Below are 23,990 nucleotides of genomic sequence, written 5' to 3'. Positions count from 1 at the left end.
GGCCGGGACCAGGGTGTACGACGGCGGCACCCGGCCGGGTGCCGCCGTCGCTGTTCTGTTGTGGGCCGGGGAAAATGGGCAGCTTTGCCGGGATTCGAGTGTGCCCCGCGGGTACGGTGTCCTCATGCAGAAGATATCGATTGATGCCCTGGCCCGTCAGCAACTCGAAGCAGCCGTATCCGGATCCAGCGGCCGCGCTTCAGACACAGTGTTCGGCGGCCACGAGAAGCGGCTGCGGCAGACCGTCATGGCCTTCCGGGCGGGCACCCAGCTCAGCGAACACCTGAACCCCGGCGAAGCCACGGTCTTTGTGATCAAGGGATCCGTCTGGCTGAAGTCCGGCGGCGAGGCATGGCAGGGCAAGGCAGGAGATCTCCTGATCGTCCCGGACGGGATGCACAGCCTGGAGGCGGAAGAGGACTCGGCCGTGCTGTTCACAGCCGTGAAGCTGGACCGGTAAACCCGCGCTCATTTTGACGCGGACTTTTCAGGTTCGACAGGGCTGGTGCCGACGGTTGTCCTGCCATGGAACAGAGGGCCGGCAGGGACCCCTTGCCGGAGGCAGCAGGATCTCCGATAGTTAGGGGAGATGTTTCGACCTTGACGTGCGTGGAAGAAGCCGGGATGGCCATCGGGGATGTCGAGAATAGTACCGGCTCCGCTGGTCCCGGAGCAGTGACCCTGATCCAGGGAACTTCCTTCTGCATATCGTCCTCCAACGGGGATATGGCAGCGGGCCTCCCGCAGGGAGTGTTTTTCCAGGACACCCGCTTCATCAGTGATTGGGCCCTGAAAGTCCAGGGCCTGCCGGTTGAAGCGTTGTCGGCCAGTACTCCGGATCCATTCCACGCAGTCTTCGTAGGTAGAGCGCGCAGGCCCGATCGTGCCGACACTTCCCTCCTCATTGACCGGGAACGAAAGTTGGGGACAGGCCTGACCGAGGTAGTCACCGTGCATAACTATTCCCGGACTCCGCAGCAATGCCACATGGAGCTGTCTGTTGACGCCGACTTTGCGAGCCTGTTCGAGGTGAAGGAAGGTAAGCGGGTTCCCCGGCGCCGCTCGCGCCGGGTTATCCAGGACGGAGTGACGCTGGAGTCGGTGCGGGACGGCCACACCCGGCGCATCGCGGTCGCCTGCCCCGGTGCCGCAGTCGAGGGGGACAAGCTGGTGCTGGCCACCACCATCGCAGCCCACGGGCAGTGGTCATTCACCCTCTCGGCCACACCCCTGCTGGAAGGGGCAGCCGGGGACCCGGGCGCCGGCACCGGCGCTCCCGCGGCGGATGCTGTCCGCCGCGTTATGGAATGGCGCAAGTCCATGCCCACCGCCAACCTGCGTAACCGGTCAGTGGAGAAGATCATCAGGCGCAGCCAGGAAGACCTGGGATCCCTGCGCATCTTCAACCCCGGGCATCCTGACCGCGCTGTGGTTGCCGCCGGCGCGCCGTGGTTCATGGCGCTGTTTGGCAGGGACAGCCTCCTGGCTTCCTTTATGTCCCTGCTCCTGGATCCTTCCCTGGCCAAGGGGACGCTCCTGACCCTGGCCGACTACCAGGGCACAAAAATGGATGACGCCTCGGAGGAAGAGCCCGGGAAAATCCTGCATGAAGTACGCCTCGGCGCCACGTCGGGGCTGGCACTGGGCGGCAGCGGTGTGTACTACGGGAGCGTCGATGCGACTCCTCTGTTCGTCGTTGTCCTGGCCGAGCTCAGCAGGTGGGGGCTTGACGATGAAGCCACCCGCCGGCTCCTTCCGGCGGCAGACAGGGCCATCCGGTGGATGGAGGACTACGGTGACAGCGATGGCGACGGCTTCATTGAATACCAGCGAAAAACGGAGAAGGGCCTTCGCAACCAGGGCTGGAAGGATTCCGCCGACGGAGTGAATTTCGCGGACGGGTCCCTCGCGGAGCCACCCATCGCCCTCTGCGAAGTCCAAGGGTACGCCTATGCCGCCTACCTCGGCCGGGCGCTGATGGCGATCGCCTCGGGGGACGAAGCGATGGCTGATACCTGCCTGGCCAAAGCGTCCGTGCTCAAACAAAAGTTCAACGACCAGTTCTGGCTGCCGGACCGCGGGTACTACGCGATCGCCCTGGACCGGGACAAGAAACCCGTTGACGCACTCGCCTCGAATATGGCGCATTGCCTGTGGACCGGGATTGTTGATGACTCCAAGGCGCCGAAAGTGGTGGAACACCTGATGTCCCCCGAAATGTTTACCGGGTGGGGGATCCGGACCCTGGCATCGAACATGGGAGCCTACAACCCTGCCAGCTACCACAACGGGTCCCTATGGCCGCACGACAATGCCATCGCCGCTGCCGGGCTCATGCGGCACGGCTTCGTTAGGGAAGCCCGGAAGGTGGCGTACTCCCTGCTGGAGGCGGCGGACCGTTTCGGCGGGCGGCTGCCCGAACTCTTCTGCGGACTGGACCGGGTAGCCTACCCCGAGCCCGTCCCGTACCCTGCCTCCTGTTCCCCGCAGGCCTGGGCGTCGGCCGCCCCAGTCCAGCTCATGCGGACGCTGCTGCGCTTCGACCCAGGGCTGCCCTGGGACGAGGTGTGGCTTGCCCCTACGCTGCCGGCACACAACACCTACTTCCACTTCGACAATGTCCCCTTCTCCGGGGACGACAACCGGCTTTCGATCCACATCGAGGGTGAATCGGTCGATGTCCGGGGCCTGCCGGAAAACATCAGGCTGCGCCGCGAGCCACGCCCGCCGTTGAACGAACTGGTCAAGATGCGAACCGTCCTGGCCGCGGACTGAAATTATAGAAATGGAGCGGTCATGATTCTCGTTGTAGGTGCCACCGGTGACCTTGGCAGCCGGGTTACCCGCCGGCTGCGCGCCGACGGGCAGCCGGTCCGCTGCCTGGTGCGGGCCGGAACCGACGACACCGCGCTGCGCGGGCTTGGTGCCGAGGTGGTACGTGGCGACCTCACCGCACCGGCCAGCCTCGAGGCTGCCTGTGAGGGCGTCGATACCGTGATCGCCACCGCAACGGCGATCACCCGGCGCCTGAGCGGGGCCAGCTCCTCATCCATCGGGGAAGTGGATGGGAAGGGGATGCTCGCGCTGGTCGATGCCGCCGAGGCCGCCGGCGTGCACCGGTTTGTCTATCTTTCCTTCACCGGCGTTGACGCTCCCACCGGTTCACCGCTGGAACACGCCAAGCTCGCCGTCGAGAAACGCCTGCGGAACTCCTCTATGGAGGCGGTGATCGCCCGCGCTGACGCCTTCCAGGAAGTCCACCTGACCCCCATGGCACGCTTCGACATGGCTGGCGGGAAGGCGGCCATCGTGGGCAAGGGCAATACCAAAAGGCGCTGGGTGGCCACGGAGGACGTCGCCGCCCTGCTGTGCGCGGTGGCGCTCGAGGCTGCCCCGCCGGCACTGGTTGAGTTCGGCGGTCCGGAGCCGCTGACGAAGAACGAGGTGGTGGCGATAGCCCAGGACCTCAGCCACCGCAGGATGAAGATACAGCGGATGCCCCGTCCCGTCGCCCGTCTTTTGGTGCGCCTGTTCAGGCGCCGCAACGACGCCCTGGCCTCCGTTTTCGGGGCCGGGCTGCACCAGGACCTTTTCCAGGCAACTTGGGACGATGAGCCCCTGCGGCAGCGGGGCATCAACCCCAGGAAGGCCACGGACTTTCTGAGGGAGCAGGCGGCCAACCTTCCGTAACGCCCAGGGGAAGTGAATTCAGCCATTCAGCCAGTCACCGTATACTCCCAGCATGCTGATTACGCGTCTCGACCAAGCACTCCACGCCCAGCCGCCCGCCCTTAAGCAGCCCGAGGGCGCGCGATGAGCGGCGGCCTCGTCGCCCTGCTGGACGACATTGCAGCGCTGGCCCGTCTAGCGGCGGCCTCCGTGGACGACGTCGCTGCCGGAGCGGCCAAGGCGAGTGCCAAGGCGGCCGGCGTGGTGATTGACGACGCGGCCGTTACCCCGCAGTACGTGTCCGGCGCGGACCCGTCCCGCGAGCTGCCGATGATTAAGAAAATCTTCTGGGGCTCGCTCCGCAACAAGCTGCTGATCATCCTGCCGGCGCTGCTGCTGGTGAGCACTTTCGTCCCGTGGATCATCCCTTTCATCCTCATGCTGGGTGGCACCTACCTTTGTTTTGAAGGTGCCGAGAAGGTCTGGCACAAGCTCCGCAAAGACCACGCGGACGAGAAGGCGCCGGCGGTGGAACGTGGTCCGGACGCGGAGGACAAGGTGGTCAAGGGCGCCATCACCACCGACTTCATCCTGTCCTGCGAAATCATGGTCATCTCGATGAACGAGGTGGCCGCCGAGTCCTTGTGGATCCGGGCGCTCATCCTGGTGGCCGTGGCCATCGTGATCACTGTGGCCGTCTACGGTGCCGTGGGACTCATCGTCAAGATGGACGACGTCGGCCTGCACCTCACAACGAAGGACTCCGCCGGTTCCAAGCGCTTTGGCGAGCTCCTCGTCAAGGGGATGCCCGCCGTACTCGCGGCGATCACCCTGATCGGCACCATCGCCATGCTGTGGGTGGGCGGCCACATCATGCTCCAGGGCGCACACGACCTCGGCTGGCACGCGCCCTATGACCTGGTCCATGCCCTCGAGCACCCCTTCGCCGGGATCCCCGTGGTGGGCGGTTTCCTGGCCTGGCTCGTGAACACCCTGTGCTCGGCCGTGATCGGCATCATCTGGGGCCTCGCGGTCATGGCCGTGCTGCACCCGCTGCTGAAGGCGCTGCCGTTCGGCAAAGGGAAGGGCGGCCACGAGGAGGGCGACGTCCGCGCCGCACTGGCCGGCCACCATGAGGCAAAGCACGACGGCGGTCCCGCCTCCTAGCCCCGGCTTGCGGTGAGGCCCAGGCGGGTCTCAAATGAGGGGGCCCGCCGCGGGGCCGGGTGCGTCGAACACTGCAGCGGTGCTGCTTTGGGGCACTACAACGTGGATGGCGTTGCGCTGGACGGTGAAGTCGGTGGGCGTGTGCGTGGCGATCTCGCCGTCGAGGTTCACCGGCAGCGGCGGCTCGGTGACCAGCCGGACACTCCGGCTGGTCAGGTGGCGCACCCGCTCGTGTTCGACGAAGCTGCCGTCCTTCAGTAACCGGGCGATGTTCACGTGCTCCCGCAGCGGCCCCGCCGGTATGGCGTAGATGTCAAGGATGTGGTCATCGATCCCCGCGGTGGGGGAGACCGTGTTGCCGCCGCCGTAGTGCCGGCCGTTGCCCACGGCCACCTGCAGCAGCTCATCGAGCCCCAGGGCTTCGTGGTCTCCGTCCGGGAACTCGAGGCGTGCCCGGAACGACTTGTGCCGGGCATAAGCCCGGAGTGTGGCGACGCTGTAGGCCAGGGGTCCGATGTAGCGCTTCAGGCGGGGGCTGAGGGCCTTTGTCACCGCTACCGACAGGCCCACCGACGCCACGTTGAGGAACGGCTCGCCGTTGGCCCGGCCGAGGTCGATGTCCACCACCTTGCCGTCGGCGACGGCAGCGCACGCCGCACCAAGTTCGTGCGGGATCTCCAGCGTGCGGGCAAAATCGTTGGCGGTCCCCATTGGGAGGACGGCGAGCATCACGTTCGAGCCGGCCAGGCGGCCGGCGGCGAAGGTCACCGTCCCGTCGCCACCGCCAATGACCACAAGGTCGTGTCCGTCGGCAATCACCCGATCAAGCGTTACTGCAAGGTCTGCCCCGGACAGTACGCAGTGCACAGCCGAAACGGGGACGCCTGCTTTTCGCATGGTGTCCACTGCCAGTTCGTGTGCGGCTCCCCGGCGTGATCCGGCATTGATCACAACGGCTGCGGAGCGGGCCTCCCGGGCAAGCTTCATGGAGGCCATGTTAGGCGGTTGACCTGTGAATTCCGCCAGCCGGTCCCGAGCCGAAGCCAGCCGGTCCCGGTGGACTTAGTGCGTACCTTCGGATTCTGTGACAGGCCGCGGGCTCTTCCAGGTGGACTCGCGCGGGCCCGGCGGGTAGGCCGCAGTCTTTCCGGCCCAGGCGATGACCAGGGCGGCGATCACCGGAATGGCAGCCGCTGCCGGAACCAGCAGGGGTCCGGCCACCACCAGGGCGGCGGAGCCGTAGAGGGCGCCGATGGTGATGCCCAACTGGATGGTGAGGACGGTGAGCCCGTTGGCGGCGTCCTTGTTTTCGCGGCCGGCGCGGAGGATGGCGGACTGGTTGTAGATGCCGATGGCGCCCAGCCCGGCGCCCCACACCGTCATCAAAGCCAGCGCGAAGACCAGGTTGCCGCCCACAAAAGGCAACGCGAGCATCGAAACCGCAATTGCCGCCGTCGTGATCAGCAGCGAACGGCGGGGGTGGGAATCAACGGTCATGCCGGCGATCCAGATGCCGAGCAGGCCGGAGACGCCCAGCACGGTGAGGGAGAGGCTGATGGCGTAGTCGGGCAGGCCGGCCTCACGGATGTACGGGGCGATGTAGGTGAAGAGCGCGAAGTGCGCCAGGACCAGCAGCGGCCAGGCGATGGCCACGGACTTAACGCCGGGCTGGGCGATGGCCGCTCGCATGGAGGGGCGTGCCTCGCCGGCGCCGCGCCGGACAGCCGGGAGGAAGAAGAAGCCCAGGACGGCCAGGAGCACGCCGAACCCGGCGAGGGCCAGGAACGCCGAGCGCCAGCCGAGGACCGTACCCAGCGCTGTGCCCACCGGCGCGCCGATGGCCAGTCCCACGCTGTTGCCGCTGAAGACGATCGCGAGTGCCTTGCCCACCTTGTCCGCCGGGACCACGCGGGCGACGTACGGTGCCATGGTGGTCCAGAGCAGTCCGTGTGCCAGGCCGCCCACCAGCCGTGCCACCATGGCGAACGTGAAGTCCGGCGCCAGCCCCACCAGGGCGTTGCTGAGCGCGAAGGTCAGGACCAGCGCCACCAGCAAAGGCCGCTTCGGTATGTTGGCGAGCAGCCGGGCGGCGGGCACCACGGTGACCACAATGACGGCGGCGTAGGCGGCGGCGAGGTAGCCGGCCACCGGTTCGGACACACTCAGGCCGGTGCTGATCTGGGGGAGCAGGCCGGACGGGAGCAGCTCGGTGGTGATGGCAGTGAAGGCGATGGTGGCCAGGACCATCATGGCGGCCAGCGGGAAACGCTGGGGCGCCGGCGCGGAAATCGCGGAGGACATTAAGGGGTGTTCCATTCAAGGGGGAGGGAGTGTGGAACCGGGCGCTTCTGGCCTAACAGTTCCTCCAACAAGTTTAGCGGGTGAACTAACCGCTTCTGTGCACGTCCTGCTCCAGTGTCACAGTTCCCGCGTCGCCATCCACGGTGACCTGCCGGCCGGTGGAAAGCCGCTGCGTGGCCACTCCTGTACCGAGCACGGCGGGGATCCCATACTCCCGGGCCACGATGGAGCTGTGGCTCAGCGGACCGCCCACGTCGGTGACCACGGCGGAGGCCATCGCGAACAGCGACGTCCAGGCCGGGGTGGTGATCCGGGCCACGAGGACATCCCCTGGCTGCATGGTGCCGAAGTCCTGTGGGCCGGTGAGGACGCGGGCGGGAGCAGTGACGCGGCCGGCGCTTGCTCCCACGCCTTTGATCACATCGCCAACCTGGTGCTGCAAACCTGCCGGCATCATCGACCCGAAGGCCTTGTCCATCCAGCGGCTCTCGGGAAGCATCTGCGGGGCGGCGGCCTTCGCCTGGCCCCGCCACAGCATCCTGCGTTCCTCCACGGCGGCGGCGCGGAGGAACGCCGGGCTCCGGCAATAACGACGGCGCCCTGTGCCCCGGGCGCGGCGAGGCCGAACTCCACCGCGCTCCGCAGTTCCTGGTACCGGAGCCAGAACACGTCGTCCGGCGCAGCGATGACGCCGGAATCAACCAGCCTTTGCCCGAGTTCGAGCAGCATCTGCCTCAACAGCGGCCAGGCCAGTCCGACGTCGGCCAGTGCGTCCTCGCGGATCGGTGCGGTGTCCTGCGCCCACCGGAGCAGCCGGAGGAACGCAGCCCGGCGGCGCGGCCCCAGGCGGGCAGCCATCTGCTCGGTCAGCTCTTCCCAGCGCTCCGTTGAGAGCCGCTGCCGCTCATGCGGGTCGGTGCCCTGCCCGCGCAGGTAGAACTTCACCGTGTCCAGCAGGGCGGAGGGATCGTCGGCGGGCACCGGGCTGGCGAAATCCAGGTTGTAGACGGCGTGCCCGTAGAGGGCCAGATGCTCCCTGAAAGCGAAGCGCCATTCCTGCCACAGGGCATCGTTCACGCCGGCGGGCGGGGTGCCGGTGCGCTGGGACTTGGCGAGCGCCGCCGTCGGCTCATCCAGCAGCGCAGAGGTCAGGCCGGGATCGCTGCGGGCCCAGCCGGCGAGGTCGTACAGGGACTTTTCCGCGCGGATGGGTTCGCTGTCGTAGCCCAGGAGGAACGTCTGGGCCGGGGGATCGCCGTCGCGCCGGACCAGCTTGTCATAGAACGCCCGGAACGACATTTCGCTGGTGGCGGCGAGCGGAATGATGGACTGCACGGCGGTGTAGTAGACGGTGCCCGCGTCCAGGAGGGCCTGCACTCCCGCCAGCAGGTCCTCGCCCGGAAGCTCCGCCGGGGGTTTCGCCTGCCACTCCTTGATCACCCGTTCGTACCGCGGGTGCGAAACCTCGCGCCAGCCGGCCACCCCCATGTGCGCCTTGCCCCGGGCCAGGGCACCCAGGGCCTGTGGCAGCTTGCGCATCATCCGCCACATGCCTGCGTTGCGGTAATGGTAGTAGGCGTAGCCGTTGATGGTGGGCAATCCCACGTCGCCGTCGCGGATGACGTTCCTGCCCAGGGCCTCGGCCATCAGGGACTTCAGCGACCGCGCCACGGAGCCGTCAATCATGTCGGCGAACAGCGGCGAGAGCGGGTCCGGGAGCTGTTCCACGATGCTCGCGCGGAAGTAGAGGCTGTTCGGATAGGGCAGCGGCCAGGTGTCCGGGGTGTCGGCCGCCGGTTCCGGCAGCGCCGTGATGGGCCGGGACTGCAGCAGGTGGAACCTGCCACCGGCCCGTGCCCATTCGATGTCCTGCGGCGCACCGAAATGGTCGGCGATCTGCTGGCCGTAGTTCGCGAGATTGGCGGCTGCGCGGTCATCAAGCACGGGTGTACGACGGCGGGCTTCCGCCACCGGCTGCTCCTGCGTTCTGTTCTCCGCGTAGACGGTCATGACGTCCTTGTCGGCTGTCTGCCGCGACAGCACCGTGCCGGTTCCGGTGTCAACCACGAGGTCATCCGTGCCCACCGTCCCGCCGACTACTGATTCGCCCAGGCCCCACGCGGCACTGATCACCGTCTGGTCCCGCCGCCCGTTGGTGGGGTTGGCGGTGAACATCACCCCGGCCGCGTCTGCCTCCACCATGAGCTGGATGACGACGGCGAGCCTCACCTCGTCCGGTGCCACGCCTTCGCGGGTGCGGTAGGCCATAGCGCGCGCGGTCCAGAGGGAGGCCCAGCAATCGATGACGGCACGCGTCAGCGCATTCAGGCCGCGGATGTTCAGGTAGGTTTCCTGCTGCCCGGCGAAACTGGCCGACGCCAGGTCCTCGGCGGTGGCGGAGGAACGGACCGCCACTGAAGCGTCCCCGCCGCCGAGGCGCTCGTATGCTTGGGCGAGTTCGGCTTCGATCGAAACCGGCAGGGTACCGCTCCTGAACAGCGCAGTGATTCGCTGCGAGGCGTCCTCATAGTCCCGGGGCGACGCATCCTGGGGCAGCGCGGCCAGTTCCTGGACAGCAGCCTCGAGCTGGTTCTCCTGGACGAAGTGCGAGTAGGCGGCGGTGGTGAGGACGAGCCCCGGCGGGACCGGCAGGCCGGCCTGGATGAGGCCGCCCAGGCCCACGGCTTTGCCGCCAGCCACGGCGACGTCGCCGCGACCCACCTTGGCTAAATCGGTGATGAAGCTCATGAACGCGTCCTTGCTGCCCGGATGGGGCGCCCGGAGCGATCTGGTTCTCCACATACTGGCACTGCCGCGGGCGGGTGGCCATAACCTTGGGGCGTGCCCGGGTTCTTCGGGGCCCGGCCCGTTCTGGGGTCCCACGGCACGGCGGGTCTTTCAGCACGGCGGAACGGCGGTCACAGGGCCCCGGCTGGACTTAACCGCAGCAGCGCCTGAAGGATGAACACCATGGCTGATGACCTGGCACCTGCCGCCCCCTTCGACCGCTTAGTCCTGATCTTCAATCCGGGCAGGCCGGGAATGGCCGGGCGGATAGAAACGCTGCAGCGGGATCTGGCACTCGATCTGCAGGATTTGCCGGTGGAGCTTTTGCCGACAGACTTTGCGGGGCACGCCCGCGATCTGGCGAGGTCCGAAGCAGGGCGCGGGGCCCCGCTCATCGTGTCAGTCAGTGGCGATGGCGGATACAACGAGGTGGTCAACGGGGTGATGGACGTCCCCGGCAGCATGGCCGTATGCACGGTGCTGCCCGCGGGTAACGCCAATGACCATCATCGAAGTCTGCCGGCAAGGCCGCTCACGGATGCTATCCGTGAGCGCCGGGTCCGGCACATCGACCTGCTGCGGATCACGTTCGGCCGGGCAGGCGGGGAACAGGTCCAGTACGCCCACTCCTACGTGGGGTTCGGGCTTACGCCGTTGATGGCGATCGGTATCGAAAAGGGCGGCAAAGGAAAGGTCCTCGAACTCATCTCAGTTGCCCGGACCCTCTCCAACCTGCGGCCGTTCGAGCTGGTGCGGGACGACGGAGCCACGGCGCAGTTCGACAGCCTGATCCTGGCCAACATCTCCCGGATGGCGAAGTATGGAACAGTCAGCGAGGCGCACCGCCCCGACGACGGCCGGTTCGAAGTGGTAACCCTGCCCCACGCCGGTCGGTGGAAGATGGCCTTAATGACACTGCGGGCCGTCACACTGGGACTCGGTCATCAACCCGCCGTCAGCAGTTATGCCTTCACCACACGCAACGCCGTTCCATGCCAGATCGACGGCGAAGTTGTGCATCTCCAGGCGGGCACGCATGTCCTCGTGGAGAGTGCCAAAGGCGCCCTCGCCACCATCTGACGGATCTTCGCAGCGTCAGTCCTGGTGCGGTCTGCCGGAGGCACCTACGGTTGCACGGAGTCGAAGAACGTGTACCCGGCATCAGGCTTCGCGGTCTCGGCTTCATGCGACTTCCTGCGGATGAAATCCACGTCTTCCTGGCCCAGCGCGGTTTCGCCGTGCGGGTCCTGGTTGAGGGGGTGGCCGGTGGCGGCACTGATTTCCGCAGACAAGGTCCGCGGAAGGATCATGCAGCCGGGGTTGTCGATCAGCCACTGCGTAACGGTTGAGGGAAGCCGGTGCCACTGGTCTTGGATGAAGGTGTCGGTCATTGCGTGCCAACGATCTTGTGGATGCACTGTCCGTCCGCAGGAAACGTGGAACGGCTGTGGCTGGGGGGTCAGCGGCCCGGGGCCGGGTCACTGCAAGGAGGCGCGACGGTTGATGCCCGTTCCTGCCTGTGCTTCATGGCCGTCCTCGTTAATCAGGGACCGGATGTCCAGTCACGGCGTCCCCGACGTACAGCGAGTCTACGCTTGAACACCGCACATTCAGCGGGTCAAGCCGGGGCAATCTACGCCAAGCTATGGGACCGCCGGGTCCAGCTTCATCGACGGGGCCGAATTGCCGAAGGAGGGCCGCCGGCCGGAGCGGTAAGCAGACTCGATGACGGGTTCCAGCTCGTCCAATACGGTGTGATTCCCCGGGAGAACCACATGGGCCAGGAATTCGGATTCAAGGGTGGCAAGGCCTGCCGCCACCGCGGCCAGTTTGGCGTCTATTGACAGGGCCAGGGCGTGCCAAAACCTGCGGTTGGCGCGTTCAAGCGCCTTTTCCTTCGCTTCGCCGATGGGGCCCCGCGCTGTGTCCCCCGGGATGATCACGCTCCCTTCAGAGTCGGGCAAGGAAACGACTATCCGGAATTGCCTTCCGCCGCCCCTGAAGGCGATGGCGCTCTGATTTCCGCGCTGGCTGAAAACAACGTCCGTGGCGCCGTATTCCACGAGCGCCTGCCTGATGTGTTCCCGGGAAGAACCGCTGCTCAAGGAGTCGCCGCGGGTGTAAGGACTGGTCATGGTTCAACTATGCGCCCTTTGGCCATTCCTTCCTACGCCACGCATTCCTACGCCGGGCAGCCGCGGGTCTTCGCAGGCAACGGCGTCCGGCAGGAGGCCCTAGACTCGGAGCCATGTCAGCTTCTGGGGGAGTGCCGGCACGGCACGGTGGAATGTTGTTCGGGGTGGCCGTTCTGGCCATGGCCCTTGCGGGGTGTGAGTACAGCGGCCCGGATGAACAAGCGGCTCCCGCCTCCCCGCCGGCAGCAACACCGCAGCCCCGGTCCTTTGAGGAGAATGCGGATGAGGTGGCCCGTCGGCTCGAGGCGTCCCCAACAGACCCGGGCATGCCGTCAGAGGCAGAGCCCGCCGGGAAGCTGTCCCTGGTTCTGGCGCCCGGCGACTATCTGGTGTCCGGCGCCTGCGCCGGGACGTACGGGGCCAAACTGACCATCGTGAAGGGTGACGGGCAGCCGGAGGCGTCCGGCTTTGAGTGCGGTTCCACGCTGGACCGCTTTGTCAGGCACGACGGCGGGCCGATCACCATCAGCGCGGTCCCGCCGTCGGGCAAGCCTGCCGCAACCGGGGTCAAGGTCCAGACCAACCCGGACCGCAGGGCATCGGAGCTGGAAGATCTGTCCGAGTGGTCGGCGGAGCAGCTGCAGCCGAGGCTGCCCGGCGAGCTTCGTGGCGCCAGCAGCGGAAAGACCACCAGCACCGCCACTTTGATGGCAGCACCGGGCCAGTACGAGCTCCAGTTCGTCTGCGACTGGCTGCCCGGGGCCAAGCTGACCGTGTCCACAGCGGCCGGCGTTGAAGTCCTGGCTCCCGTCCAGGTGCCGTGCACCGGGACGATGTTCAAAGCGCCCGTGCTGCTGCCCACCGAGGGAGCGGACCTCACAATGATCCCGGACGGTGGGCTGGAGGGCCGCTTCGCCTACCGGCTTGTTCCCACCGGCCAGCCCTGAGGAGTACTACCTAAGCCTGTTTCGTAGGGGCAGTCCCTGGATCCCGCTGTATCCTTTCCTAAGCATGCTTACCATCGGCATTTCGCGGATGCCGGGCACGGACCGGCATTATTAAGCTCTGCGTTTGCCCTGATGGGTACATCGCCGCGTGATGCAGGACAGACGAACAGGGGCTTGAATTGGCAGGGAATGCAACCTTCCGGCACAGCAACACCGCGCTGCTCTCGGTGAGCAGCGTCGAGGCTCCGAGGATCGTGAGCTCTACGGATTTTGACCGCCGGTTGGCTTCCACCCTGCAGCGGCTGAAGTTCCCGCCCCGGCTGCTGGAGCGGGTTGCCGGCGTCACGCACCGCCGCTGGTGGGCGGCCGGAACGTCCTTTGATGATGCTGCCGCCGAAGCAGGTGCAAAGGCCCTGGCGGAGGCCGGCGTCGAGGCGTCCCAGGTGGGCCTGCTGATCAACACCTCCGTCACGCGGCGCAACCTGGAGCCGTCCGTCGCGGTGAAGATCCACCACGGACTGGGCCTGCCGTCGTCGGCCATGAACTTCGACCTGGCCAACGCCTGCCTGGGGTTCGTGAACGGACTGACCCTGGCGGCCAGCATGATCGACTCCGGCCAGATCAAGTACGCGGTGATCGTCAACGCCGAGGATGCCCAGGCCACGCAGGAGGCCACGCTGGCCCGTCTGCAGCGGCCGGAGACCACGCGCGAGGACTTCAACCGCGAATTCGCCACGCTGACCCTGGGTTCCGGAGCCGCTGCCGCCGTCCTGGGCCCCGCGGACGAGAACCCGAGCGCGCACCGGATCGTCGGCGGTGTGATGCGCGCCGGCACTGAACACCACGAGCTGTGCGTGGGGGGCATTGACGGCATGAACACCGACACCAAGGGCCTGCTCGACGGCGGCCTGCAGCTCGTCGTCGATGCCTGGCATGAGGCCCGGCCTGAGTGGGACTGGGGCACCATGGACCGGTACGTCACGCACCAGGTGAGCAACGCCTACACGCAGGCCATCATCGACGCCATCGACCTCGACCCCGCCAAGGTGCCCATCACGTTCCCGCACTGGGGCAACGTGGGACCGGCATCCCTCCCCATGACTCTCGCGGCCGAGGCGCAGTCGCTGGAGGCGGGGGACCGGGTCCTCTGCATGGGCGTCGGCTCCGGCCTGAACACCGCCATGATGGAAATCGTTTGGTAGCCGCCGCCTGGCCCGGCGTGGACCCGGAATGGTCCCGCGAGGTCTCTGTGGCGTCCAGCTCCGCCGCCGATGCTCCGGGCACAACGCGCCGCTGGCACCTCCTGGACAACCTGCCGCAACTCTCCCGCCTCGGGCTCGTTCCCGCCGGCACACTGCTGTGCGTGCATGGCAATCCCACCTGGTCATACCTGTGGCGGACGCTGCTGGCTGCCGGATCCGATCCGGCGCACCCGTGGCGCGTGCTCGCCGTGGACCAGCTGGACATGGGCTACTCGGAGCGGACCGGCAGGTTCCGGCGGCTGGCCGACAGGATCAACGACCTGGGTGACCTCACCGACGCCCTGGCCCTGGACGGGCCCGTGGTGACCGTGGGCCACGACTGGGGCGGTGTGATCAGCCTGGGCTGGGCCCTCGCGCATCCGCAGCAGCTGGCCGGGGTGGTCCTGACGAACACAGCCGTCCACCAGCCCGCCGGGTCGGAAATCCCGCCCGCCCTGCGGCTCGCCCTGCACCCCGCCGTGCACAAGTGGGGAACCACGACGTCGGACGCTTTCCTGCGCGTGACGCACTCGCTGGCGCACCCGCCACTGCCCGCCGATATCCGCAGCGCCTACATGGCCCCTTACCGCGGGGCCGACCGCCGGGCCGGGGTGGGGAACTTCGTGGCCGACATTCCGGTGGACGCCTCCCACCCGAGCTTCCCGGCGCTCACCGGCGTGGCCGAGGGGCTGCACGGCTTGAAGGTCCCGGCGCTGATGCTCTGGGGCCCCCGGGATCCCATTTTCTCGGACCGGTACCTGAAGGACCTCGTCAACCGTCTGCCGCATGCCGAGGTGCACCGCTTCGAAGGCGCCGGCCATCTTGTGGCGGAAGACCGGAACATTGCCGCCCCGGTCTTCCAGTGGCTCGCCGGTAACGTTGACGCCAGCGAAAGCGCGACCGGTGATGCTGAAGCCCCAGCGGACCAGGAGCAGGATCAGGACTCAGCCCCGCCCGCCCCATCTGAATTCCGTCCCCTGTGGGATTTGCTCGGGCAGCAGGCAGCAGGGCAGGCCGGAGGGGACACCGCCGTGGTCGAAATGGCTCCGGATGGCACCGCCTCCCGCTCGCTCAACTGGCGGCAGCTTGACCGGAAGATCCTTGATGTCGCGGCAGGGCTGCGGGAGGCCGGCGTGGAGAGGGGCAGCCGGGTGAGCCTGATGGTTCCGCCCGGGGTGGACCTGACCGTGGCCCTCTACGCCTGCCTGCGGCTGGGCGCCGTAGTGGTGGTGGCCGACGCAGGACTGGGACCCAAGGGCCTGAGCCGCGCGGTCAAAGGCGCCACCCCTGATTTCATCATCGGCATCGACAAAGCGCTCGCGGCTGCCTCGGTGCTTGGCTGGCCGGGGCGGAGGATCAGCGTGCACGACCTCCCGGCCGCCCGCCGTCGGCTGCTGGGAGCGGAAACGTCCCTCGACTTTCTGGCCCGTTCCGGAGCCGGCCGCGGCACGGGGCAGTCAACAGACATGGTGGATCCGGATGCCGCGGCCGCCGTGCTGTTCACCTCCGGCTCCACGGGGCCTGCCAAAGGGGTGCTCTACACTCACCGGCAACTGGCCGCGATGCGGGACACCGTGGCCGCAACCTTCGGGATCCGGCCCGGCGCCCGGCTGGTGGCCGGCTTCGCGCCGTTCGCCCTGCTGGGACCGGCGCTCGGAGCGGTGTCTGTGACGCCGGCCATGGATGTCACCGCGCCCCGCACCTTGACTGCCAGCGCGCTCGCCGACGCCGCCGCGGCCATTGACGCCACTGTGGTTTTCGCCTCGCCGGCTGCGCTGCGCAACGTCCTTGCCACCCGTGATGGTTTGAGTGCTGCAGGGCAAAAGGCGCTGGAACGTGTTGAGCTGCTGCTCTCCGCCGGGGCGCCCGTCCCCGAACCGCTGTTGGCCGAGGTCCAGCGGCTGCTACCGAATGCTTCGCTGCACACCCCCTACGGAATGACCGAAGCGCTGCCGGTCACCGACATCAGCCTCGAACAGATCCGGGCCGCCGACGCCGATGCTGCCGCCGACGCCGATGCTGCCGCCGCCTCCTCTGCGGGAGCAGGCGCCGTGGCGGGAGCAGGCAACGGCGTGTGTGTGGGGTGGCCGGTGCACGGCGCCCGGGTGGCCGTGGTCCCGCTTGCGGCGGACGGAACCGCCCGCGGGTCCGAAGCTGTGACCGGGCCCGGCGTGACCGGCGAGATCCTGGTCAGCGCCCCGCATGTCAAGGAAGCCTACGACAGGCTGTGGCTGATCCAGCGGGAGAGTGCCAGCCTGGCCGGCTGGCACCGCACGGGCGATGTGGGCCACTTCGACGCCGCCGGCAGGCTCTGGGTGGAAGGCCGCCTCGCCCATGTGGTCACGGCGCCCGACGGCGTGGTGACGCCGGTGGGTGCCGAGCAGGCCATCGAACGCCTGGACGATGTCCGGCTGGCGGCTATCACCGGCGTCGGACCGGCGGGCACCCAGGCCGTGGTCGCCGTCGTCGAGACCGTCCCGCCGGTACGGAAAGCCGGCCCTGCCGGGGCCGAGCTGGCCGGGAGGGTACGCAAGGCAGCCCTCCAAGCCGGCGTCCAGGTCTCCGCGGTGCTCGCGGTCCCTGCCCAGCCCACTGACATCCGGCACAACGCCAAGATTGACAGGACCCGCCTGTCCCGCTGGGCTTCACGGGTGCTGGCCGGCGGACGGCCTGGCAAGCCATGAGGGTCCTCGTTACCGGTGCCAGCGGACTGCTTGGGGGAGAAGTGGCCCGGCTGCTGGTGCGCCAGGGCCATGAGGTGGCGACGTTCCAGCGCCGTCCGTCAGGGGTCGACGGCGCCACGGACTTTCGCGGCGCCGTCACGGATGATGCGGCGGTCCAGGGAGCAGTGGCCGACGTCGAAGGCGTCATCCACCTGGCCGCAAAGGTCTCCTTCACCGGGCGGGCCGCGGAGTTCGATGAGGTGAACGTCGAGGGGACCCGCCGCCTGCTCCGCTGCGCCCGGGAGGCCGGGGTGCGGGACGTGGTGTTTGTGTCCTCCCCGTCGGTGGCCAATTCCGGCGCAGCCATCGCCGGGCTGGGCGCGGAACCGGCGGACCCGGAGCACGCGCACGGCGACTACTCACGCACCAAGGGCGAGGCCGAATTGCTGGCGCTCGCAGCGGACGCCTCGGACTTCCGAGTGGCGGCGGTGCGCCCGCACGTCGTCTGGGGTCCCGGGGACACCCAGCTGGTGGAACGGGTCCTGGCACGCGCCGGACAGGGCCGCCTGCCGCTGCTCGACTCCGGTGCGGCCCTGATCGACACCACGTACGTGGACAACGCCGCCGCGGCCATCGTCGCGGCGCTGCACCGGATGGACCACATTCATGGCAGGGCGTTGGTGGTGAGCAACGGAGAGCCCCGCCCGGTGGGTGAGCTGCTGGCAGGCATCTGCGCCGCGGGTGGCGTCCGCCCGCCGTCGTGGTCGGTGCCCGGGGCAGTGGCGCGGGCGGCGGGAGCCGTGGTGGAAAAACTCTGGACCTTGGCTGGGCGGGATGAAGAGCCGCCGATGACCAGGTTCCTCGCCGAGCAGCTCTCCACGGCGCACTGGTTCGACCAGCGCGAGACCCGGGAGCTCCTCGACTGGGCCCCCGCCGTCTCGATTGATGAGGGGCTGGCGAGGCTGGCAGAGCACTATGGCTCCCGGCCGCAGGGCGGGGATTGAGGGCTGGATCAGCTGTACCCGGGCCTGGCCCGCTGCCTCCCGGCTGCCGAATATAGTTCCACTGGACAACGCGCTGGCAGAGGCTCACCCTTGGAGTAACCGCCCCCACCGCGCATCGCGCTGACCTCGGGCGGTCGCGTGCCGGCGCTGTCGGGCACGGCTGGGATGTCGACTCCGTCGAGTTCGCTTGAACATGTCTCCACGACTGAAGGACCCGACGACATGACGAACAGCAACGCTTACGATCATCACCGGCGACCATGGCGGATTTCAAGGAACGGGGCGCGCCGACGGTGGGCGCTCTGCTTGATTCCGGCACTGACCGCCGCACTCGTTTTATCGGCAGTGTCGAGCGCCGGCGCCTCGGAAGCGCGGAACACGGCGCCGTCGAACACGAAAGTCCTCCTCGAGTGGAGCTCCATCGCCCAAGACCACGTGATCCCACTGCGCCCCACGGCCCACGGCCAGCTCCGCGGCATGGCGATGGTTCAGGGCGCGGTGTACGACGCCGTGAACGTCATTGACCGCGGGTACCAGCCGTATCTGCTCGACGGCGACTCGGCCGGCGTCGGGCCGGAGGCCTCGCTCGATGCAGCGATCTCGACCGCCGCACACCATGTGCTCGTCACTCTTGTCCCGGCGGGCAAAGTAGCTGGCCTCGACGCTGCGTACCACGCAACGCTCGCGGGCGTCGCCGACGGCCCGAACAAGGACGAAGGCGTTGCCGCCGGTGAGGCCGCAGCGGCGGCGATGATCCTCGCCCGCACCGATGACGGGTTTATGGCCCCGTTCGAGTTCGACATCGGAACCGATCCCGGCGACTGGCGGCCCGTCACACCCACTGCGCTCGATCCGGACGCCTGGGTGGCCAATCTCCAACCGTTCATCATCAAGAGTCCCCACCAGTTCCGCTCGGAGGGTCCCAACCCGCTGAGGAGTGCCGGGTACGCAGCAGACTTCAACGAGGTCAAGGAGATCGGTGCGCTCGTAAGCACCACTCGAACCGATGACCAGACCACCGCCGCGATCTTCTGGCAAGCCCCGCCGGTGGCGCTCTGGAACGGCGTGTTCCGCGGCCTCGCCGTGGAGCACGGACTCGACCTGGCAGACGCGGCCCGACTCTTCGCGATGACCAACCTCGCCGCCGCCGATGGCGCGGTCGCTTGCTGGAACGACAGGTACCACTGGAACTTCTGGCGGCCGATGGCGGCGATCCGCGAAGCCGACACCGACGGCAATCCGGAGACGAAAGCCGATCCGGCATGGAAGCCGCTCTTCGATCCATCGACAGTGACCGTCCCGCCGCTCGCCACACCGCCGTTCCCGGACCACCCGTCCGGCCACGGCTGCGTCAGCGCCGCCACGCTCTACGCGGCGCAGGAGTTCTTCGGCACGGACAAGGTCGCCTTCGACGTGAACTCCGGTCGCTTCCCGGGCGTGCCACGCCACTTCGACCGGTTCTCCTCGGCGTTACAGGAGGTCGTTGATTCCCGTGTCTGGGGCGGCATCCACTTCCGCACCGCCGCCGTACAGGGAACCGAGATGGGCAACGAGGTGGCGTCGTGGCTCAGCGGTCACTTCTTCCAGCCGGCGCCATGTCAGTAGCATCCTGCGACTGATCCGATCACTTTCCCCAACCGATGTGTTCCTTTGCGGTCCGGACCGGTTGGGGAAATGCGTCGAAGAACCGGGCGCTGTTTCGGGGCACGTGCTCCCAGGAGCCCATTGCACCGGTGCGGGCGCCGGGTCCACTATTAAGGCTCGGGAAGGCTGGGGCCTCATAAAGTGCTCACCGCCTGAGGGTCAAGGATTCGTTATGGACAATGCCCCCGTTCTCCCGAACCGACGCACAAGTGGACCGGCCCCGTCATCAAGTACAACAGCAGCTTCGCGCTCAACGATGACTTCGTCACCCGGAATTCGACTTTCGCTGATCTGTAGTCCCACACCCGGGACTCCTAGCCGTGTGCTCCCGGCCAGGGGACGGGCCGGCAGACGTCCGCCACAGTGCGGGTGGAATGAAAAATAGGAAGGAAAGAGCATGCCGAAGTATCTGTTTGAAGGAACGTACGTGGGCGCCGGCGTCAAGGGGCTGATGCAGGAGGGAGGCAGCAAGCGGCGCGACGCCCTGGCGGAGGCCCTCAGCTCGGTGGGAGGATCGCTGGAAAGCTTCTACTACGCCTTTGGTTACTACGACGTCCTGGGCGTTTTCGAGGCGCCCGATGATGCCAGCGCGGCAGCACTGTCGCTGCTGATCAATTCGACGGGAAACGTCAACGTCCGCCTGAAGCCGCTCCTCACCGTGGAGGACCTCGACGCAGCGGCCAAGAAGACGCCGTCCTACCGGGCCCCGGGGCAGTAGGGGAATCCGGGCAGCAGGGGAGTTACGCGCCCAAGCCAACGGCCGCCGTCGTGATCTACGACGGCGGCCGCTGGCTTTGTGCGCAAGGGTAAAGCGCGAGTGCTTTGCGATGTCGGCACAGCCTCGAGCTCTCAGATGTGGCACTTACAATTCATCTAAAGCTTGAGGTATGGTGCCAAAAATGGCACCATTAATGATGTGGCGGGCATCGATAAGATCGAGAAGCAAGCTAGAAACTCTCCCGAGAACGTCTCGTACACCGACATGATCAAGCTTTGTACCCATTATTTCGGCGAACCCAGGTCAGGTTCCGGGAGCCATAACGCAATCTTCAGAATGCCCTGGGCAGGAGACCCCAGGATCAATCTGCAAAACAAGAACGGCAAGGCCAAGCCGTACCAGGTGAAGCAAGCACTGGCCGCCATCGATCGGAGCAAGGAGAAGTAGATGTCCACTCAAAAAGCAGCTGCCGGGCCGTCTACGGTGGCGCAGTATCGCTACTCTGTCCAGTGGTCGCCGGAGGATCAGGAGTTTGTGGCCACTGTTCTGGAATTCCCTTCCCTCTCCTGGTTGGATGAGGACCAGTTTGAGGCGCTCCGGGGCATTGAGCGGTTAGTGGCGGATGTCATCGATGAACTTACCCAGTCCGGTGAGCAGGTGCCCCAGCCAATTGCAACCCAGAAGTTTAGCGGCAGGCTCAACCTCCGGGTACCTCCGGAACTTCACCGCAGGTTGGCAATTGAGGCTGCCAATCACGGGGTGCCCCTGAACAAGTACGCAACCGAGCGGTTAACGGCCTAAAACGGTCACCGCCCGACGGGTACAAGCAGGCCCGCACGGCTCAGGCCAGCTGGAGCCCGTCCGCCACAACCTTGCCACGGTGAATGACGGTGCGGCCGGGGAGCCTGTCCATTACCGCCGCCGTCACCGTGTCACCTTCCACCAGCACCAGCTCGGCCGGGTCTCCCGCGGCCAGCCCGGGGCGGTCGGCCACAGAAGTGAGCCGCGCCGCCGCCGGGTCGATCACGCTGGAACCGCCAACAGTGGCAACGGCAACGCAATGCTCAATCAGCTCATCAGCCCGGAACTTGCTGGTGAACGCCAGCTGCCAGGTACGGTCCAGCATGTCCGCGTTCCCGTACGGCGACCAGTAATCGCGCTGGCCGTCCTGGCCCAGGCCTACCCGGACGCCGGCGGACGCCAGCTGCTGCAGCGGCAGCGGGGCGCCGGCCGGAGCGATGGTGGCCATCGAAACGTCCAGCGCCCCCATCTCGTCGATCAGCTCCTGCAACTGGCCGGCGGGCAGGTCCGCGAGCCCGTACCCGTGCGAGATGGTCACCAGCCCCTGCATGCCCAGCGCCTTGGTGCGCTCCAGGATGAGCTGGGCGCTGAACAGCCCGAGCTGGCCCGGCTCGTGCAGGTGGATGTCCACCGGCAGGCTGTACTTTTCGGCGAGGCCAAACACGATGTCCAGGTGCCGTACCGGGTCCCGGTCCAGGGCACAGGGATCGATCCCGCCCACCACATCGGCACCCAGCCGGAGGGCCTCCTCGAGCACCTCGGAACTGCCGGCCTCCCGCAGCAGCCCGGCCTGCGGAAACGCGATCACTGAGACGTCGGCCCGGTCCTGGTGCGCTTCGCGGGCCGCGAGGACGCCCTCAAACCGCTTCAGCCCGGCGTCAACATCCACCTGCGCGTAGCTCCGCACCCGGGTGGTGCCGCGCTCGATCATCGCCCCCAGCGTGAGGGTGGCCCGCTCGGCCACGGACGCTTCCGCGTCACGCCAGTTGTGCCGGTCGTTGAGCATCATGTTCCACACCCCCGGCGCCCCGGTGTGCGGGCGGAACGGCAGCCCCAGCCGGGTGGAATCGAGGTGCACGTGCACGTCGGAGAAGGACGGCAGCAGGATCCGGCCGCGCCCCTCCACCACGGCGGGTGCCCCTGAATACGAGCCAGCAGCGACGCCGGCCGGAGAAGCGTCCGCCGCAGCAGCCCCGGCCGGGGTGACGGGCCCGACGGCGGCGATCACTCCGCCGTCGAGCGTTACGTCAGCGGCGTCCCCGCCCCAGGGGCGGACGTTGCGGAGAACCAGGGTCATTTCTTCAGTCCTGTCGTGGCGAAGTCGTAGAGGCCGTCGGCGCGCTGGGTCCAGTCCAGCTTGGTGTCCACGGCGAAGTTGTTGGCGGGCACGTAGAGCGGGATGTAGTAGCCCTGCCCGTTGCTGAGTCCCAGGAGTTCCTTGAAGACGGACAGCCGGTCCCCGCCCTCAACACCGCGCTGCTTGACGGCGAGCTCGGCGGTCTTGGGATCCTGGGCGTAGTTGTTGTTCCCGGCCTTCTCGTAGAAGTCGGTCAGCGGCAGATCGCCGTCCACGGTGGACGGTGCCCAGGTGTTCAAGTAGATGCCCTTCATGGTCCGGTTACGGACTTTCAGTGTATGGCTGGCCTGGTCCGCGCCCACCAGGTTCACCTTGATCCCGGCGGTGGTGAGGTAGCCCTGGATGGCCTGGGCCACCTCGCCGCTCAGCGGGATCCGGCCGTCCAGGGCGTACTCGAAATCAATGCTTTCGCCGTTGTACCCGGCCTCGGCCAGCAGCTTCTTCGCCTCGTCCGGCTTGTAGCCGCCGTCGGACAGTCCGCTGACGAAGCCCTCAACGGCCGGGGCGAGCATCTGGGTGGCCGGTTCGCCGAGGCCGGACAGTACCGTGTCCACGATGGCCTTCTTGTCGATGGCCAGGCCAATGGCCCGCCGGATCTTCGCGTCTGCCAGGACACCGGCGGTGGAGTTGACCCCGAGGAACACCACGCCGTTGGACAGTTCGGACTGCACGTTCGCCGCGCCCGAACCCTTCACCGGTTCCACCTGGGCCGGGCTGATCTGGGCCACGTCAAGCGAGCCGGAGAGAACTCCGTTGACCCGGGATTCGTCCGAGGCCACCGGCACCAGGCTGAGTGCATCCAGCTTGGCGGGTTCGCCCCAGTACGTCTCGTTGCGGACCAGATCATAGGCGACGCCGCGCTGGATCTTCTCGAACTTGAACGGGCCGGATCCCACGGGAGCCGCCGCGAACGCTTCCGGGCCCATCGCCGCGTACGCCTGGTCCGGGACGATGGAGATCAGGGACGTGTTGCGGGGGAACGCGGAGAACGGCGCCTTCATGGTGAAGCGGACGGTAAGGTCATCCACCTTCTCCACCGAGGCCAGCGAGCTGAGGTAGCCGAAGTTTTCCGAGGTGGGGTCCTCGAGGATCCGGGTGAAGGAGAACACCACGTCATCGGCCGTGAGCGGCTCGCCGTTGGTGAAGGCGACGCCCTCGCGGAGGGTGAAGTCCCAGGTGGTCAGGTCCGCGTTGGGCGTCCATTTGGTGGCGAGCTTGGGTTCCAGCGAGCCGTCCGCGGTGATCTTGGTGAGCTGGTCGAACGTGTTGAAGAAGACGGAGAGGACCACCAGGCTGCCGGTCTTGACCGGGTCCATGGACGTGGGATCCGTGGGCAGCGCAGCCACGATCTTGCCGCCGGTTCCGGCCGTGGCCGAGGAATCGGCGCTGGACTCGAAGCCGCCGGCGCAGCCGGTGAGCATCAGGGCGGAGGCGAGCCCCACGGAGAGGGCCGGCAGGGCGCGGCGGAACGGGGAGCGGGCAGGGGTCATCGGCATGGGTTCTCCTGAAGGTGTGGTTGGCCGTGCGGCCGGGGGGTGGGCGGGAGCTGCGGGTGC

21 protein-coding genes are annotated in these 23,990 nt (G+C 67.4%); 13 read left to right on the top strand and 8 right to left on the bottom strand.

Going from position 1 to position 23,990, the window contains the following annotated elements:
• The first annotated feature begins 124 nt into the window (after positions 1-124).
• From ARTSIC4J27_RS15555 to ARTSIC4J27_RS15540, 4 genes are all read left to right on the top strand, one after another.
• Positions 125-460, top strand: coding sequence for a cupin domain-containing protein (locus ARTSIC4J27_RS15555; RefSeq protein ID WP_050056172.1), 336 nt, complete (start codon positions 125-127; stop codon positions 458-460).
• 164 nt (positions 461-624) lie between these two features.
• Positions 625-2,775: an amylo-alpha-1,6-glucosidase gene (locus ARTSIC4J27_RS15550; protein WP_050056108.1), complete on the top strand. Its 2,151-nt coding sequence runs from the start codon at positions 625-627 to the stop codon at positions 2,773-2,775.
• Between the two features lie 21 nt (positions 2,776-2,796).
• Positions 2,797-3,690, top strand: a complete 894-nt coding sequence (locus ARTSIC4J27_RS15545; RefSeq protein WP_050056107.1) for an SDR family oxidoreductase — start codon at positions 2,797-2,799, stop codon at positions 3,688-3,690.
• 123 nt (positions 3,691-3,813) lie between these two features.
• Entirely contained in the window at positions 3,814-4,836 is a 1,023-nt protein-coding gene (locus ARTSIC4J27_RS15540) for a DUF808 domain-containing protein (RefSeq protein WP_050056106.1), read from the top strand.
• A gap of 30 nt (positions 4,837-4,866) precedes the next feature.
• Here ARTSIC4J27_RS15540 and ARTSIC4J27_RS15535 read toward each other — a convergent pair whose 3' ends face one another.
• From ARTSIC4J27_RS15535 to ARTSIC4J27_RS15525, 4 genes are all read right to left on the bottom strand, one after another.
• Entirely contained in the window at positions 4,867-5,823 is a 957-nt protein-coding gene (locus tag ARTSIC4J27_RS15535; RefSeq protein WP_050056171.1) for a lipid kinase, read from the bottom strand.
• 75 nt (positions 5,824-5,898) lie between these two features.
• Complete coding sequence (locus ARTSIC4J27_RS15530) at positions 5,899-7,137, bottom strand: MFS transporter (protein ID WP_050056105.1); 1,239 nt, start codon at positions 7,135-7,137, stop codon at positions 5,899-5,901.
• 85 nt (positions 7,138-7,222) lie between these two features.
• Positions 7,223-7,615, bottom strand: coding sequence for a PEP-utilizing enzyme (locus ARTSIC4J27_RS23265; protein ID WP_235436711.1), 393 nt, complete (start codon positions 7,613-7,615; stop codon positions 7,223-7,225).
• Positions 7,591-9,885 (bottom strand): PEP/pyruvate-binding domain-containing protein, encoded by a 2,295-nt coding sequence (locus ARTSIC4J27_RS15525; RefSeq protein WP_161799583.1) that lies wholly within the window; start codon positions 9,883-9,885, stop codon positions 7,591-7,593. The genes ARTSIC4J27_RS23265 and ARTSIC4J27_RS15525 overlap by 25 nt, the downstream gene beginning before the upstream one ends.
• 222 nt (positions 9,886-10,107) lie before the next feature.
• Here ARTSIC4J27_RS15525 and ARTSIC4J27_RS15520 point away from each other — a divergent pair, with 222 nt between their 5' ends.
• Positions 10,108-11,004, top strand: a complete 897-nt coding sequence (locus ARTSIC4J27_RS15520; protein WP_152683894.1) for a diacylglycerol/lipid kinase family protein — start codon at positions 10,108-10,110, stop codon at positions 11,002-11,004.
• 44 nt (positions 11,005-11,048) lie between these two features.
• Here ARTSIC4J27_RS15520 and ARTSIC4J27_RS15515 read toward each other — a convergent pair whose 3' ends face one another.
• Both ARTSIC4J27_RS15515 and ARTSIC4J27_RS15510 read right to left on the bottom strand, forming a co-directional pair.
• Entirely contained in the window at positions 11,049-11,315 is a 267-nt protein-coding gene (locus ARTSIC4J27_RS15515) for a hypothetical protein (RefSeq protein ID WP_050056103.1), read from the bottom strand.
• Positions 11,316-11,567: 252 nt separating this feature from the next.
• Positions 11,568-12,059 (bottom strand): hypothetical protein, encoded by a 492-nt coding sequence (locus tag ARTSIC4J27_RS15510; protein ID WP_050056102.1) that lies wholly within the window; start codon positions 12,057-12,059, stop codon positions 11,568-11,570.
• A 113-nt stretch (positions 12,060-12,172) separates the two neighbouring features.
• Here ARTSIC4J27_RS15510 and ARTSIC4J27_RS15505 point away from each other — a divergent pair, with 113 nt between their 5' ends.
• The 8 genes from ARTSIC4J27_RS15505 (at position 12,173) to ARTSIC4J27_RS15470 (ending at position 21,077) form a co-directional block, all read left to right on the top strand.
• Positions 12,173-13,006, top strand: coding sequence for a hypothetical protein (locus tag ARTSIC4J27_RS15505; protein WP_152683893.1), 834 nt, complete (start codon positions 12,173-12,175; stop codon positions 13,004-13,006).
• Positions 13,007-13,185: 179 nt separating this feature from the next.
• Complete coding sequence (locus ARTSIC4J27_RS15500) at positions 13,186-14,208, top strand: 3-oxoacyl-ACP synthase III (RefSeq protein WP_050056100.1); 1,023 nt, start codon at positions 13,186-13,188, stop codon at positions 14,206-14,208.
• Positions 14,202-16,931 carry an alpha/beta fold hydrolase gene (locus ARTSIC4J27_RS15495; RefSeq protein WP_050056099.1) on the top strand — a complete coding sequence of 910 codons (2,730 nt, stop codon included), beginning with the start codon at positions 14,202-14,204 and terminating at the stop codon, positions 16,929-16,931. The genes ARTSIC4J27_RS15500 and ARTSIC4J27_RS15495 overlap by 7 nt, the downstream gene beginning before the upstream one ends.
• On the top strand, positions 16,928-17,914 hold the full coding sequence (locus tag ARTSIC4J27_RS15490; RefSeq protein ID WP_050056098.1) for an NAD-dependent epimerase/dehydratase family protein: 987 nt from the start codon (positions 16,928-16,930) through the stop codon (positions 17,912-17,914). The genes ARTSIC4J27_RS15495 and ARTSIC4J27_RS15490 overlap by 4 nt, the downstream gene beginning before the upstream one ends.
• A gap of 222 nt (positions 17,915-18,136) precedes the next feature.
• A complete protein-coding gene (locus ARTSIC4J27_RS15485) occupies positions 18,137-19,519 on the top strand; it encodes a vanadium-dependent haloperoxidase (RefSeq protein ID WP_161799582.1) in 1,383 nt (460 codons plus the stop codon).
• A 436-nt stretch (positions 19,520-19,955) separates the two neighbouring features.
• On the top strand, positions 19,956-20,276 hold the full coding sequence (locus ARTSIC4J27_RS15480) for a GYD domain-containing protein (RefSeq protein ID WP_050056096.1): 321 nt from the start codon (positions 19,956-19,958) through the stop codon (positions 20,274-20,276).
• Positions 20,277-20,474: 198 nt separating this feature from the next.
• Positions 20,475-20,723, top strand: a complete 249-nt coding sequence (locus ARTSIC4J27_RS15475; protein WP_050056095.1) for a toxin HicA — start codon at positions 20,475-20,477, stop codon at positions 20,721-20,723.
• Positions 20,724-21,077 carry a type II toxin-antitoxin system HicB family antitoxin gene (locus tag ARTSIC4J27_RS15470; protein WP_050056094.1) on the top strand — a complete coding sequence of 118 codons (354 nt, stop codon included), beginning with the start codon at positions 20,724-20,726 and terminating at the stop codon, positions 21,075-21,077. It begins immediately after the preceding gene.
• A gap of 40 nt (positions 21,078-21,117) precedes the next feature.
• Here ARTSIC4J27_RS15470 and ARTSIC4J27_RS15465 read toward each other — a convergent pair whose 3' ends face one another.
• Both ARTSIC4J27_RS15465 and ARTSIC4J27_RS15460 read right to left on the bottom strand, forming a co-directional pair.
• Positions 21,118-22,374: an amidohydrolase family protein gene (locus ARTSIC4J27_RS15465; protein WP_050056093.1), complete on the bottom strand. Its 1,257-nt coding sequence runs from the start codon at positions 22,372-22,374 to the stop codon at positions 21,118-21,120.
• Entirely contained in the window at positions 22,371-23,930 is a 1,560-nt protein-coding gene (locus ARTSIC4J27_RS15460; RefSeq protein WP_050056092.1) for an ABC transporter substrate-binding protein, read from the bottom strand. Before ARTSIC4J27_RS15460 ends, ARTSIC4J27_RS15465 begins: the two co-directional genes overlap by 4 nt.
• Between the last annotated feature and the right edge of the window lie 60 nt (positions 23,931-23,990).

Source organism: Pseudarthrobacter siccitolerans (assembly GCF_001046895.1).
Taxonomy (GTDB): domain Bacteria; phylum Actinomycetota; class Actinomycetes; order Actinomycetales; family Micrococcaceae; genus Arthrobacter; species Arthrobacter siccitolerans.
Note: the sequence above shows the minus strand (reverse complement) of the source record. Positions and strands in the feature narration are given on the sequence as shown.

Excerpts from the sequence above, each read along its gene's own strand:
- ARTSIC4J27_RS15555 (WP_050056172.1), top strand. The coding sequence starts at position 125 with ATGCAGAAGATATCGATTGATGCCCTGGCCCGTCAGCAACTCGAAGCA.
- ARTSIC4J27_RS15550 (WP_050056108.1), top strand. The coding sequence starts at position 625 with ATGGCCATCGGGGATGTCGAGAATAGTACCGGCTCCGCTGGTCCCGGA.
- ARTSIC4J27_RS15545 (WP_050056107.1), top strand. The coding sequence starts at position 2,797 with ATGATTCTCGTTGTAGGTGCCACCGGTGACCTTGGCAGCCGGGTTACC.
- ARTSIC4J27_RS15540 (WP_050056106.1), top strand. The coding sequence starts at position 3,814 with ATGAGCGGCGGCCTCGTCGCCCTGCTGGACGACATTGCAGCGCTGGCC.
- ARTSIC4J27_RS15535 (WP_050056171.1), bottom strand. The coding sequence starts at position 5,823 with ATGAAGCTTGCCCGGGAGGCCCGCTCCGCAGCCGTTGTGATCAATGCC.
- ARTSIC4J27_RS15530 (WP_050056105.1), bottom strand. The coding sequence starts at position 7,137 with ATGTCCTCCGCGATTTCCGCGCCGGCGCCCCAGCGTTTCCCGCTGGCC.
- ARTSIC4J27_RS23265 (WP_235436711.1), bottom strand. The coding sequence starts at position 7,615 with ATGGACAAGGCCTTCGGGTCGATGATGCCGGCAGGTTTGCAGCACCAG.
- ARTSIC4J27_RS15525 (WP_161799583.1), bottom strand. The coding sequence starts at position 9,885 with ATGAGCTTCATCACCGATTTAGCCAAGGTGGGTCGCGGCGACGTCGCC.
- ARTSIC4J27_RS15520 (WP_152683894.1), top strand. The coding sequence starts at position 10,108 with ATGGCTGATGACCTGGCACCTGCCGCCCCCTTCGACCGCTTAGTCCTG.
- ARTSIC4J27_RS15515 (WP_050056103.1), bottom strand. The coding sequence starts at position 11,315 with ATGACCGACACCTTCATCCAAGACCAGTGGCACCGGCTTCCCTCAACC.
- ARTSIC4J27_RS15510 (WP_050056102.1), bottom strand. The coding sequence starts at position 12,059 with ATGACCAGTCCTTACACCCGCGGCGACTCCTTGAGCAGCGGTTCTTCC.
- ARTSIC4J27_RS15505 (WP_152683893.1), top strand. The coding sequence starts at position 12,173 with ATGTCAGCTTCTGGGGGAGTGCCGGCACGGCACGGTGGAATGTTGTTC.
- ARTSIC4J27_RS15490 (WP_050056098.1), top strand. The coding sequence starts at position 16,928 with ATGAGGGTCCTCGTTACCGGTGCCAGCGGACTGCTTGGGGGAGAAGTG.
- ARTSIC4J27_RS15485 (WP_161799582.1), top strand. The coding sequence starts at position 18,137 with ATGACGAACAGCAACGCTTACGATCATCACCGGCGACCATGGCGGATT.
- ARTSIC4J27_RS15480 (WP_050056096.1), top strand. The coding sequence starts at position 19,956 with ATGCCGAAGTATCTGTTTGAAGGAACGTACGTGGGCGCCGGCGTCAAG.
- ARTSIC4J27_RS15470 (WP_050056094.1), top strand. The coding sequence starts at position 20,724 with ATGTCCACTCAAAAAGCAGCTGCCGGGCCGTCTACGGTGGCGCAGTAT.
- ARTSIC4J27_RS15465 (WP_050056093.1), bottom strand. The coding sequence starts at position 22,374 with ATGACCCTGGTTCTCCGCAACGTCCGCCCCTGGGGCGGGGACGCCGCT.
- ARTSIC4J27_RS15460 (WP_050056092.1), bottom strand. The coding sequence starts at position 23,930 with ATGCCGATGACCCCTGCCCGCTCCCCGTTCCGCCGCGCCCTGCCGGCC.